We start from the raw sequence: 12,624 nt of genomic DNA, 5'->3' as shown, positions 1-12,624 counted from the left end.
ATAGGAAATCATCCATGTTTGGATATACAAAAAAAACTCCTTTGGACTCCACACCCGCAATTAGCCCACAAGAGCTTTTTGCAAAATACATACCTAAACCACAGGTTGAATATCCAAATGTGGGTGAAAAAAATGAAGCATATTTAAAAAAGGTTTACATTCAAACTTGGGGATGCCAAATGAATGTGGCCGATTCCGAGCGCATGCTAGGTTTATTAGGCCGTTTAAATTATCGTCCTACCGAATTAGCTCAAGATGCTGATTTTATCTTGCTAAATACTTGCCATATTCGTGAAAAAGCACGCCACAAAGTGGTCAGTCGCCTAGGTGAACTGCGTCCATTAAAAGAAGAAAATCCACATTTAATCATCGCAGTATCGGGATGCGTGGCTCAAGCAGAGTCTCAAGCTTTAGCAAAAGAAGTGCCTTATATTGATATCATTTTTGGCCCCGATCAAATTGAAGATCTTCCCAATCTGCTTGAAAAAGTCATTGAAAAATCGGAAGTTGATAAAAAAGTGAGTGAAAGCTATTCTACGAATAAAGCAGCTCCCATGGTCATAACAAAATTTGATGCAAAAGAGGAAGGTTACTCCATACCTATTGATGTTGTTCCTCCTTATTACGACGAAAATAAAAATGAAGTCACTCGTTACGTGAATATCATCAAAGGATGTAACAATTTTTGTACTTTTTGCGTTGTTCCGTATACACGCGGTCGTGAGAAAAGCCGTCCTGAAAAAGAGATTTTGGATGAGGTCAATTTCTTAGTTCAAAAAGGCGTAAAAGAAATTATTTTGCTAGGGCAAAACGTCAATTCCTATGGACTCGATCTTATTGGTGCCCCCGATATTCATTCCTCCAACGGAAAATTACCTTTTGCTGACTTACTTTACACAGTAAGCAGCGTTCCCGAAGTAGAAAGAATTCGATTTACCACTTCAAATCCCCACGACTTTACTCCCGCTTTAGCGAAGGCCTTTGCCGATTTACCTAAGGTAACAAACTCCTTTCACCTTGCCGTACAATCGGGAAGCGATCACATGCTCGATCGCATGAATCGCCAATACACTCGTGCTGAATATTTTGAACGCGTGAAATGGATCCGCGATGTTCGACCAGAAATCGCGTTCAGCACAGATATCATTGTGGGTTTTCCAGGAGAAACTGAGCAGGATTTTGAAGACACTTTAAGCCTTGTCCAAGAAATGCAATATGCATTCATTTTTGCCTTTAAATATTCCATTCGTAAAGGAACACCCGCAACACGATTTAAAGATCAAGTCCCTGAGGACATTAAAGATCGTCGTTTACAAACTCTTCTGGAGTTTCAAAGAAAAGAAACGGAGCGCCAAAACAGAGCTGAAATTGGAAAAATACGTGAAGTTCTTGTGCTCTATAAAAATAGAAAAGAAGAAAACAGCTGGTATGGCCGAAGCTATGAAGGACGTTTGGTAAAAGTCCAATCACCTCGGAATCTCATTGGAAAGCTAATCCCAGTCAAAATAATAGGAGCGAATTTAACCGCACTTGAAGGACATTTGGTTTAAAGTTTAGTTATAATAATTGAAAATATGATATTTAGGAGAATCCTATGATCTTCAAAATGTTTCTATTTTCAATTTTTTTTATGCCATTATTTTTCACATACCAAAATAAAGTATTTTCTGAAGAAAAAAATATAAATAACCTCGATCTCATTTCAAATGAAACAAAAGATCAATTTACCACAAAAGATGTGGAAGAATTTGTTCAAAGCGCTGTAAATTTTGCAATAGAAAATGGAAAAGAAGGGGCTTTGAAAGAATTCATGAATCCCAATGGCAGTTTCAAAAGAGGTAAAAAAGGGGAACTCTATATCTATGCTTTTGATTACAAAGGCACAATCTTAGCTCATGGCAATAAGCCCAATTTAGTGGGATTAAATTTAATGAATTTAAAGGACAGTGATGGCCAATATATTACGAAAAGACTGATTCAAGCGAGCACAGAAAAAAATCATTGGGTAAAATACAACTGGATAAATCCTAAATCAAAAAAGACGGAATATAAAATGGGATTCGTCTTAAAAGTGGATGACACTTGGATGCTAGGTTCGGGATTATATCAAACTAAGTAAATCTGACAATTAATTATTAAAATAATATCAAGACTTCGTTACCGTTGAGCACGATACTAATACATGTTTTATTGTTAATAATGAAGAATCCTGTACTAAAATATCCCCTTCTAAACAATCTGGAAAAGCTAAATTCGTTGAACTCCTTGAAGACAGACTCATAACTACAGTCGCTGTAGAAAATACAAATTATCGATTTTATTCTATTGACAGAGAGACAATTCAACAAAAGATAATACTAAAGAAAATAGCTGGATTAAATTAAATAAAAAAATGAACTATTAAAAAATCATTCCACATTTTTTTAGGCAAATAAATAGAAACGATTATTTGTCTTTTTTTTATTTTAAATTATGTCTCATTTTTGAAACAAAAAAATTTTAACAATAAAATAAAGTTTTAAACTATATCTTTAAAACAGGATTTAGATATTCGAAAATAAGTATTTTATTTTTAATCCTATTTTCTTTAAAAAACAATAGAAACATAAGTAAAATAATATTTCCATTTAATATTCCATAACCATAATATTCACATTTTTAGACAACACAACAAATAATTGACTTCAAAAAATATTTCAATTATCAACCCTACATAAATTCCTGTTAACTAAATAATATATTCTTAAGGAGATATATATGAAAAAAATTGCTGTTGCCTCTTTAATGTTAATGTCTACTTCCATTTTTGCACACAACTTACCTGTACATTCAAAATGGGAAAGTGATTATGTTATTGGAAAGTCAACCCATACACTTCACGTCACATCTCAAAGCGATGCTGCTGTTACGGTAGATCCCAACTCATGCTTCTTTAATCATCTTGGCATAGTTGCAGGTTGCACTCTTATGGGAACGGCAACTTATTCTGGAAAATTAGATGTTAAAAATGTTCCTGCAAATCGTATGACTCTTGTTTATGGACTAGAAAACAGTCAATTTGAAGTTGTTCATAATTTGTCAGATGAAGCCAGCGGATTTTTACGCCTTCTAAAAGTAGACAATAAAGGAAATGTTGTTGATTCTGTAAGATTATTTAAAAAATAAGAATTATTTCTTATAGACAACAATAGCATCAGATACCGACCGCTCATTCAGTTGAGAACATTCTAATACTCAAGCCTCTTTTTCTCATTAGAACTTCTTTTTCAGAAAATCCTACGAGTAAAAGAATATTATTATTATTTAATTTACACATTGCAGAACGCGCATGGAAATTTTTTGTTGAGATAGTTCAATTCTATTTTCTATTTTTTTTTGAAATTTAAATAAGATCAGAATCATGAATACGATAATTTGCATTTTTGGTTATACAACCCGTAAAGATTATTACCAATAAAATGAATTTATAGCATTGACTTCTCATTAAGCCATCCTTTTTATTTTTTATATTAAATAACATTTATTTTTTGTTATTTTGGATATCGAAACATAAGCTTCATTGCAATATAGGTAATAATACCTACCAAAGCATAAGCATATGCAATCTGAATAAGTGAGGTTATTACAAAAGTACTTAAGAGAATAGTAATCACTCCTGAAAAAGCATAAGAAATAATTCCATAGGTGGCACTCACAATTCCAGCCATATTTTGAAAAGGTGCAAACATCCTTCCCACCAAAAAGGGGTATAGAAATCCTGAAGCAAAGGCAAAGGCGGAAGATGTGATCATTAAAATAAAGATGGATTTAGGAAAAAATAGGGCAATAATGACCATTATAATTCCAACCATTAACAATAATGTAGAAAACAAGTGAATAATTTTTTCACCTTCAAAATGTTTAATAGCATATTGACTACAAAACGCTCCCATAATATAAATAATTCCTATAATTAAAGCCATATATCCATAAAATATTTGCGACTCTCCCAAAATATTTTGCAATAAAAAAGGAGCCATTAGAGTAAAAACAAAAAGACCTAAGTTTGTTGTTGCAATAATAATTGTAGAGCCCATGAAATCTTTATTTTTTGAGACTTCAATCGATTCTTTTATAATTGATTTCAAATTAAATTTTTTGTACTGATGATTTGTCTCTGTCATAAATAAGAAAATAAATAAACAGCCAATTACTCCATAAACACTCAAAGCAAAAAACGTAAGCCGCCACCCCCCATAATGATCGATATACCCACCAATCACCGGAGCTATGATAGGAGCAACGCCCCATATCAAGCCCACCCAAGAGCTTGCTTTCATAAGCGCAACGCCTTCATAAAGATCAACAGAAATAACCTTTGACAGAACAGCAATCGATGCTGCTCCCAGCCCTTGAAAAAATCTTGCAATTATTAAAATATAGATATTAGGAGCGAAGTAACATATTAAACTGCTTATTGCAAAAAGTAACATACCTAAAAATAATGATTTTTTTCTTCCAATACTGTCAGATAAAGCACCATAAAAATATTGACCGATTCCAAGAGATAATAGAAATAAAGATATCGTTAATTGGACATAAGCTTCCGTTGTAGCAAGGCCTTTTACAATATTTGGTAACGAAGGTGAATATATATCAATGGAAGTTTGCGAAACAGGCACCAAAAAAAGAACAATAGAAAAAATAACCTTATGATTTTTTATCATGCTGTCGTTCATATTTTGTTACCGACAAAAAGATAATATTAAAATGACGTTAAGGTTAATTTTACATCGTTTATTCAACTAGTCAATTCTGAGCGATCTTGGAAACAAATCATAGTCATCATCGTACAAAGGATTTCCCGAAAGACCCAGCTCAAATAAATTTCTGAGGTCTCTTAAAGATTTTACATTACGAATACGATTTTTGCGCAAATCAAGTTTTGTCAAATTATTTAAATACTGAATGGGATTCACTTCAGAAATTTGATTTTCAGTTAAGGACAAAGTGGTCAAACTTTTTATTTTTGTAAGAGGATCTAAATTTTCAATAATATTTCTATTTGCAATGAGTCTTTTTAGAGTCATAATTTCTTTTAAAGGTGACATATCAGAAATATCATTTTCAGAAAGATTGAGTTCTTCCAAATTTAACAAATTTGATAATTCATCAATTCTTTTAATTTTGTTTTTTCGAACAGAGCAATGAGTCAATTCCTTAAAAAATTGAATCCCTTTTAATGTAGACAAATTATTTTCATCTCCATTTAACTCTTTTAATCCCGATAATGATTTTAAAAAGTTTAAATCAGTCAGCCCCAAACCTTTTAAAGATATTTTTTTAAGATTTTTCATGTGAATGATATCTTCTAAATTAGATACATTTTGGTAATCTAAATTTAAATTTTCAATATGTGGTAAATACTTAAAAAAAGAGGAATCCAAAACAAATTTCCTCCCTTCTGGAAAAGAACTTAAATCAAGAAATTTTATTGATTTTAATGATTTTTCTGCCTCTTGAGGAATTTTTGTTTTTGTAATTCTAAATATAGTTTTTAAAGAAAACTCATGTTCTGGAGAATCGGACTGTACACTCAAATACTCTAAAAGGGTTGATATTCCCATTTTAAACCTCCTAAAATAGTTTTATATTAAAAATAATTTTTTCTTATTGCTTCATATTGACCATTTTTCTTTATTTCACCCAGAAATTCATTAAACTTATCTCTTAGTTCAATATCCTTTTTACGAGTTGCCATTGCCAAATCACCTTTTTCATTTGAAAATAATGTGTAAAATTTTATCTTCATTTCTTTTGATGCTTGATTGATAAAAACATCATCTTCAACAAACGCTTGAACTCTTTTTTGAACCACCGAGTTTAATTCATCACTTTGTGAATCAAATTGCAAATGAGTTGCTTGATTCATTTTACTTTTAATATAAAGAGTTGCAGCCGTGCCTGTATGAGATGCCACTTTTGTTCCTTTAGTATCGATATCTTCAAAACTTTTATACTTCGATCTATTTTCATGAGTGTCAAGTAAAGCAGCTGAAACAACTACGGTATAAACAGGATCTGAAAATTGAATTACTTTTTTTCTTTCCTCGGTAATTGTCAATCCTGAGGCTATCATATCGCATTTTCCCGTAATTAAAGCAGGAATGAGTCCATCCATAGATGTGTCAATCATCTCTAATTTAAGAGAATTTTGCTTTGCAAAAGCAGCCATGATTTCTACGTCAAAGCCTTTCCAATTTCCTTTATTATCTTTCATTTCAAAGGGAATAAATCCGGCCTGAGAGCATACTTTTAGAGATCCCAATTGCTTAATGCGAATAAAGCTATCATTGGGTTTCTCTGCCGCTCGTAAGGTTAAAGAATATAAAAAAGAGATAAAAGAGATAAGAATAGCAACTGATTTTTTCATAAAACACCTACCTCAACACAGTTTAATTTAAAATTATTAATAATATTATGCGCTTAATATTAAAAGTATTTTTTGTGACTTAACAAATTTATTCGAATGTTTAAAGACAAGTAAACTTAATAAATTTTTAATGATGGATATGATGATAATGGGCGTGATGAGTAGAAAGACCAGAATTTAAGCACGAGGTATTGAATAACTTATATCTATAAGTACAGTTAGTTATAAAAAAATATGCTGCTGATGTCATTTCTGCACCCTGCAAAAGAGTTTGCTTTAGATGGTATCTATGCTTAAATGCACAGACCCAAACCCGAGCCTATCAAATTTCTCGTGATTTTGGCAAGCGGGTTGCGATATATTTACTAGGAATTTTTATGCAAGAAACGAAAATCATTCAATTTGCCAGTGACAATTACGTTGGTGCCCACCCTGACATTGCCAAAATCATCAACGAAGCCATGCTTACCACAGAGCTTCCTTACGGACAGGACTCTTATTCACAAAAAGCGCAGCTCGAAATTCAACAAGTATTTCAATCGGATTGTGCCGTATTTTTTATTGGAACAGGCACAGCTTGTAATGTTATGGCTCTGAAAACTATGCTTAGAAGTATTGATGCCGTCATTTGTTCCGACTTAGCACATATAAATGGCGCTGAATGCGGTGCTTTAGAAAACTTTACAGGATCTAAAATTTTTACTGCGAAAAGTATTGATGGAAAGATAAATGTCAAAGCCATTAAAGAAGTGTATAATTCCTTAAATAACATTCACTATAGTAAACCCGCCGCTATTTCTATTACTCAAGCAACAGAATTGGGAACAGTTTATACCTGCGAAGAAATAAAAGAAATTTGTAATTTTGCCCATTCTCATAATTTATATGTTCATATGGATGGAGCGCGACTTGCCAATGCCGCCGCTGCTTTAAATAATTCATTAAAAGAAATGGTCACAGATACTGGTGTAGATATTTTATCTTTTGGTGCAACTAAAAATGGAGCTCTTATTGCAGAAGCTGCCGTCATTTTTAATAAAAAATTAGCAAAAGATTTTAATTATATTCAAAAACAATCCATGCAACTTTTTTCAAAAATGCGCATTATTCCTGCGCAATTTATAGCATATCTACAAAATGATTTGTGGCTTAATAATGCAAAAAACGCCAATACCAAGTGTAAAATGATTGCAGAAGGCTTAAGTCACTGCAAAAATTTAAAAATACTAAATTCCGTAGAGACAAATCAAATATTTATTGAGTTGCCAATAACTTTAAAAGATGAAATTTTAAAAACATACTACTTATATGTTTCTAATGAAAATATTGATAAAAAAACCTGTGTCATTCGCTTAATTACTTCTTATAATACTAGTTTAAATGACGCTAATAAATTAATTTCTGATTTTAAATCTTTAGATTATAATTTTTCTCTTTTGAATAATTGATATATTCCTATAATAATTTCAAGTTTAAAGTTCTTCATAAGACATTTAAGGCCTTCACTGAAGAATTTTTTTATTAAATCTAGAAAATTTAACAATAAATATTATAAAAACATTAATTATGAGATGTACTGTTAATGGCGACATCACTTTTACAAGTGGAAAAGGAAAAGTTGTCATAAGCAATGGTGGTAAGTTTACAGGCACTTTAAAAGGTGGAGAGGTTGTCAATAAATAAATTTTAAAATAATTCTCATTTTATTATTTCAATCGCAACCAAACTGTGACTTCATCGCGATCATGATAAAGGTGTTTGCATTTCAATTGAAAAGTAATGCCTTCACAATTTAATTCTTCCGTTATGAAATTCAAACATTCTTTTACTTCAGCGTGTTTCTTTTTCATGGGAAGTTTTAAATTAAAAATAAATTCACGAGCCATTTTTCTTACAGCCCATTCAGCAATGAGTTTGGCAATACGGGAAGGTCTTTCGACCATATCGCAGACCAGCCAATCGACAGGTTTATAGGGGCGGTACTTAAACCCATCTTCCTTTAAGTGCTCTACAAGACCGGTTTTAACAAGGGGGGAAGCCATTTCTCCATTATCGATAGCAATCACATAGATATCACGGCGGACAAATTGATACGTCCAACCTCCCGGACTGGCTCCCAAATCCACAGCGGTCATACCTGTTTTTAAGCGTTCTTCCCTTTCACTTTCATTTAAAAACGTGAGGAAAGCTTCTTCTAGTTTTAAAGTGGAACGGCTAGGCGCTTCCGATGGAAATTTAAGTCGGGGAATGCCCATAAACCAGAGCGAAGCTTTTTTAGGGGCACAAAGCCCTATATAGCAGGACTGTCCGTTTAAAAATAAAATGTGCAAACGTAACGCGCGCTGATTTTTATCTCCAATAATGTAACCATTCTTTTTCAGTTCCGAAAGCATAGGACTGGTAAATTTTTTACAAAACGTGAGAACTTCTTTATATTCATCAGCATCAAGAGCTTCAATAAATAAGTCATCTAAATATTTTTTACCATTCAGAATACCAGAAAAATTCTCTTCAAATGCTTTAAATAAAGGAACAGTGCGGTTTTTTTCAGGTAAGTCTTGATATAAAGAGGAGCATAAGAGAATTTGTCTTACAAAAATCAAATCACTCAATTGTAAGTCATTCCATAAAGAAATGACGTCGTCGGGATTATGCCCTTGAAACACAACATGAGCTGTATGGGGCTTGGCTTTGACAAACCCTTCAACGCCTTTCCCACTGACATATTCCATCACCTCTGATGCACAATCATTTTCAAAACCAGAACGACAATAGAACAGGAGAGATAAGGTCATAAAACTCAATACTTTCTTTTAAAACAAGGGGATAGGAAATTTAATATCATCGTACCCTTTCATCCCAAATTCTACAGGAATGCTGTCAAGAGCCGCTTTAGTTTTGGATACCGCACCCTTACCTTTTGTACAAGTAGAATCATTCTGCACCTGGCAGCTAAATAGATAAGAGTTTGCAGAAAAATTATAGGTAACAGAACCAGCGACATTATTGACCGTCATTCTTCGAGCCCCCTCATTTAAAGTGACATTATTTAAATTGGAAAGATCGTACCAGTAGGAAGCGGTAATTATTTTATTTTCCCATTCGTCAGGATTGCTTTTTTTTCTTTCCGAAATAAATATGGCATTTTTATCTGCAGAAATACCACCAACGGAAATTTGTTCTATGCCTGATTCTCCTCTTGTCTTTTCTATGAGTTTAATAATGTCAGGTTTTTGCTTATTCTGAACCGTGCTTGTATCAATTAAAAAGACATTCATTTTTTGAGAATGATCATTTTTATATAAATTACAATTGAGAATAACTTTAGATTCATCAATGACTTTAAAATGTTCTACGGCATTAAAACACTCGTCAATAGGCCAAGATGTTTCAACAGAATTTAAATTATCGGATAATTGATATATATAAGGCTTAATATTATTTACAGTTGAACCTCCTTGAGAAACAACAAAAATCTTTCCATTGGCATGAAGTAAAGAACTTAAATTCGAACTAGAATTAAAAGCATTTCCAGGGCCTTTCTTATCTATTAAATTTTCAACTTCAGTTTTAGGCAAAAAACGTTGCTGAAGTTCTTTATCTGTCTGAATAATTTCACCTTTGTCATAACCAATAGAAATTAATTTATTGTCTTTAAACAAAAGACTTTTCACATTCATAGGGAAACTTGTATGCTCCTTACCTTCACTGGTTGCAGAACCAGCAAAATAAGTCACACGAGAATCTTTAGTTCCAGAAAATCTTTCTACAAAATAAATCCCCTCTCTTGAATTGGAGTTATTATATTTTTCAAATACAAGACTGTCTGAACTTCCGGGGCGAGAGAGAACTAATTCAATCGAATTATTTTTAAAATTGAAGCTATATAAATTTGTATTTTGACCATATTTATTTGTCGTAAAATAACTTTTTGTATCTGAAACATTCACATCGGGATTTTTGTTCGCTTTTTTTTCTCCACATCCTGCAAAAAGAGTCACACTAAATAAACTAATTATAATTTTTTTATCACGATAAAGCATATTAAATTTCTCCTATAATTGAAATGTAATAACGACGTCCTGGTGGGGGATAACCAATATAACCATTTGTTTGCATTTGTTGAACAAATTCTGTTGAATTTGAGACAGTAGCATAAGTTTCATTCGATACATTATAAATATCAAATGCTATTATAAAATTTTGTGATTTTTTTTCGCTTGCTAAGGTTACAGAAATTCCAGAATTATAAATGGGAGGAATACTCATTTCATTTATATTTGCATAATCTAAATAAAAAGAACTTTGCCAATTCATATTTACATAGGAACCCAATAGAGCCTGATACCCTAAAATTTCTCCGAATTTTAAATCTTCCATATTTGTCGAAGCATTCACATAATGACGGGCACTGCGTGGGACATCACTTTCTTCCCCATTTTGTATCATGCGTGCCATAAGATATTGATAAGCAAGCGAGGCTTTCCAATATTTTAAAATATAATAATCACTATTTAAATAAACACCATTGCGATAACCACTTTCAATATTTTGATATTGGGCTGTGGTAGAAGAAATTTGCTGTAAAAATATTAAATTGCTATCTTCCGCATGAAAATATCCAATTTCTAGCCAAGGTATTCGAAGACCCGTTTCAACTTTACGACTGCTTTCTGGTAATAAATTTAAATTAGGTAACGTCCCTCCTGGGGCTCCATAAAACTCCGATAAATAAGGTCTCCTCATACTGAGAGAGTATCGTGCAAATGGAATAAATGTATCAAATTTACTTTGTATTGAAAAAGTATATCCGTAAATAGGTTCTTCTTGTTCCTGAAATTTTGAAGAACAATTGCTTTGAATACTAGGATAATTGCATGCTATATTAGCATTTCCTTGCGAAAAAGAAATCCAAGCATTTACATTGGCAGATAACGCAAATTGATCGCTAAAAGGGAATAAAATAGATTGAAATAAAGCGGGACGTAAATCGCTTCTGCTTACGGAAACATTACTATTAAACTCGGGACTATTACTTGCAGGAACAGATGTATTTGTATTTTGATGGGATTGCAATATTTCAAAAACAAATCCCGTTTTTTCTTTAGAAATGATTTCCGAAGGAATTAATGTCCACGATTTTAATTGTATGGAATAATTTACAGACCGATTTGCTTGTGAGGCAAAACCGTCGGTGAAATTTTGCGTTTGAGAGGTATTATACATTGCCCCTATTTGGTTATTCCAAGTAATGCCATTTTTGGGAAATAGTTTCTCAGAACGTAAAGCACCCAAAAGTAAATTTCTTTTTAAACGTGCGTACGAAATAGAACCAATAACACCAGGAAGTCCTTTGTCCTGGCTGCCATAAATAAAATCGAAATTAAATTTACCAATGGGTTCATAAAAATAACTATAACTTATTCCTCCTCCCTGTTTCTTAAAATCGTTATTTTGCAAGGGCTCATAAAATCCAATATCAGAATTTAAAGAGGAATTGTTATTATTGAAAACAGGATAATTTTCCCGACTTCGCGTATATTCTACAGAAGAAAAAATTTCAGAAAGGGGATTTAATTTTAAAGAATATTTCGCGGTGGTTTGTTGATAACCATAGGAACCGAATCGCTGCGAAACATTAAATTTATGCAAGTTATTATTTTTGCCATAGGAAAAACAATCTTTTCTGCGACAACTTTGAATGTCGATATCGCCACTGATTCCCATAGAACTCAACCAAAAGGGAGGAGAGTCTGGATAAACTTGAAGCAATCCCATATGCGAAATAGGAAGTAATGCATTATTTTGCTCACCACTTCCCGCACCCACCAAAGGAAAACCATTAAAATAATAAGAAGGTTCAAAGGCGCGCGCCCCACGAAGTCTCAAGTGCAATGCGCCCGCCTCACCACCATAATGTTCCACTTGTGCTGAGGTGATGCGATCGACTAAGTCAGAAAAGCTTTTAGGAGAAGGAAAACTTCCTGGAATATTAAGAGAAGGAACGGTTTCTTGATTGATATTTCCTGAAGCAGGGTTGTCAATCACTTCATAAGACTGAGAGTATTTTTTTTCAGATTGACTCTGCTTTCCAGGAACTTCATTCAGAGGCCCCACAAAAATAGGAACCTCATTTTCTTGCGCACAACAAAAATAAGGTAACAGAGCCGTATAAACAGGAAATATACGACGCATGAAATATTCTTTTTTAC

10 protein-coding genes are annotated in these 12,624 nt (G+C 32.8%); 4 read left to right on the top strand and 6 right to left on the bottom strand.

Annotated elements, in window-relative coordinates; genetic code table 11:
• Nucleotides 1-14: 14 nt before the first annotated feature.
• The 3 genes from miaB (at nucleotide 15) to AXG55_RS03105 (ending at nucleotide 3,165) form a co-directional block, all read left to right on the top strand.
• Nucleotides 15-1,550, top strand: coding sequence for a tRNA (N6-isopentenyl adenosine(37)-C2)-methylthiotransferase MiaB (miaB, locus tag AXG55_RS03115; RefSeq protein ID WP_148696678.1), 1,536 nt, complete (start codon nucleotides 15-17; stop codon nucleotides 1,548-1,550).
• 44 nt (nucleotides 1,551-1,594) lie between these two features.
• Nucleotides 1,595-2,119, top strand: a complete 525-nt coding sequence (locus AXG55_RS03110) for a cache domain-containing protein (RefSeq protein ID WP_148696677.1) — start codon at nucleotides 1,595-1,597, stop codon at nucleotides 2,117-2,119.
• 638 nt (nucleotides 2,120-2,757) lie between these two features.
• Complete coding sequence (locus AXG55_RS03105) at nucleotides 2,758-3,165, top strand: hypothetical protein (protein WP_148696676.1); 408 nt, start codon at nucleotides 2,758-2,760, stop codon at nucleotides 3,163-3,165.
• 365 nt (nucleotides 3,166-3,530) lie between these two features.
• On the opposite strand, the gene AXG55_RS03100 is transcribed toward AXG55_RS03105, so the two are convergent.
• From AXG55_RS03100 to AXG55_RS03090, 3 genes are all read right to left on the bottom strand, one after another.
• Nucleotides 3,531-4,706: a multidrug effflux MFS transporter gene (locus AXG55_RS03100; protein WP_233231332.1), complete on the bottom strand. Its 1,176-nt coding sequence runs from the start codon at nucleotides 4,704-4,706 to the stop codon at nucleotides 3,531-3,533.
• A gap of 78 nt (nucleotides 4,707-4,784) precedes the next feature.
• Entirely contained in the window at nucleotides 4,785-5,606 is an 822-nt protein-coding gene (locus tag AXG55_RS03095; RefSeq protein ID WP_148696674.1) for a leucine-rich repeat domain-containing protein, read from the bottom strand.
• 26 nt (nucleotides 5,607-5,632) lie between these two features.
• A complete protein-coding gene (locus AXG55_RS03090) occupies nucleotides 5,633-6,412 on the bottom strand; it encodes a substrate-binding periplasmic protein (RefSeq protein WP_148696673.1) in 780 nt (259 codons plus the stop codon).
• A 377-nt stretch (nucleotides 6,413-6,789) separates the two neighbouring features.
• Here AXG55_RS03090 and AXG55_RS03085 point away from each other — a divergent pair, with 377 nt between their 5' ends.
• Nucleotides 6,790-7,860 (top strand): threonine aldolase family protein, encoded by a 1,071-nt coding sequence (locus tag AXG55_RS03085; RefSeq protein WP_148696672.1) that lies wholly within the window; start codon nucleotides 6,790-6,792, stop codon nucleotides 7,858-7,860.
• Nucleotides 7,861-8,118: 258 nt separating this feature from the next.
• Here the strand turns inward: AXG55_RS03085 and rlmM are convergent, their stop codons facing one another.
• From rlmM to AXG55_RS03070, 3 genes are read right to left on the bottom strand one after another with little or no spacing between them, the layout of a single operon-like run.
• Nucleotides 8,119-9,207, bottom strand: a complete 1,089-nt coding sequence (gene rlmM, locus AXG55_RS03080) for a 23S rRNA (cytidine(2498)-2'-O)-methyltransferase RlmM (RefSeq protein ID WP_148696671.1) — start codon at nucleotides 9,205-9,207, stop codon at nucleotides 8,119-8,121.
• Between the two features lie 18 nt (nucleotides 9,208-9,225).
• Nucleotides 9,226-10,455, bottom strand: a complete 1,230-nt coding sequence (locus tag AXG55_RS03075) for a hypothetical protein (RefSeq protein ID WP_148696670.1) — start codon at nucleotides 10,453-10,455, stop codon at nucleotides 9,226-9,228.
• A 1-nt stretch (nucleotide 10,456) separates the two neighbouring features.
• Nucleotides 10,457-12,607 (bottom strand): TonB-dependent receptor, encoded by a 2,151-nt coding sequence (locus AXG55_RS03070; RefSeq protein ID WP_148696669.1) that lies wholly within the window; start codon nucleotides 12,605-12,607, stop codon nucleotides 10,457-10,459.
• Nucleotides 12,608-12,624 lie beyond the last annotated feature (17 nt).

Origin of the sequence: Silvanigrella aquatica, from assembly GCF_001907975.1 — a bacterium.
GTDB lineage: Bacteria > Bdellovibrionota_B > Oligoflexia > Silvanigrellales > Silvanigrellaceae > Silvanigrella > Silvanigrella aquatica.
The sequence above is the reverse complement of the archived record's forward strand: the minus strand, read 5'-3'. Positions and strand labels throughout refer to the sequence as shown.

Coding starts and splice junctions, on each gene's coding strand:
- miaB (WP_148696678.1), top strand. CDS start 15: ATGTTTGGATATACAAAAAAAACTCCTTTGGACTCCACACCCGCAATT.
- AXG55_RS03110 (WP_148696677.1), top strand. CDS start 1,595: ATGATCTTCAAAATGTTTCTATTTTCAATTTTTTTTATGCCATTATTT.
- AXG55_RS03105 (WP_148696676.1), top strand. CDS start 2,758: ATGAAAAAAATTGCTGTTGCCTCTTTAATGTTAATGTCTACTTCCATT.
- AXG55_RS03100 (WP_233231332.1), bottom strand. CDS start 4,706: ATGATAAAAAATCATAAGGTTATTTTTTCTATTGTTCTTTTTTTGGTG.
- AXG55_RS03095 (WP_148696674.1), bottom strand. CDS start 5,606: ATGGGAATATCAACCCTTTTAGAGTATTTGAGTGTACAGTCCGATTCT.
- AXG55_RS03090 (WP_148696673.1), bottom strand. CDS start 6,412: ATGAAAAAATCAGTTGCTATTCTTATCTCTTTTATCTCTTTTTTATAT.
- AXG55_RS03085 (WP_148696672.1), top strand. CDS start 6,790: ATGCAAGAAACGAAAATCATTCAATTTGCCAGTGACAATTACGTTGGT.
- rlmM (WP_148696671.1), bottom strand. CDS start 9,207: ATGACCTTATCTCTCCTGTTCTATTGTCGTTCTGGTTTTGAAAATGAT.
- AXG55_RS03075 (WP_148696670.1), bottom strand. CDS start 10,455: ATGCTTTATCGTGATAAAAAAATTATAATTAGTTTATTTAGTGTGACT.
- AXG55_RS03070 (WP_148696669.1), bottom strand. CDS start 12,607: ATGCGTCGTATATTTCCTGTTTATACGGCTCTGTTACCTTATTTTTGT.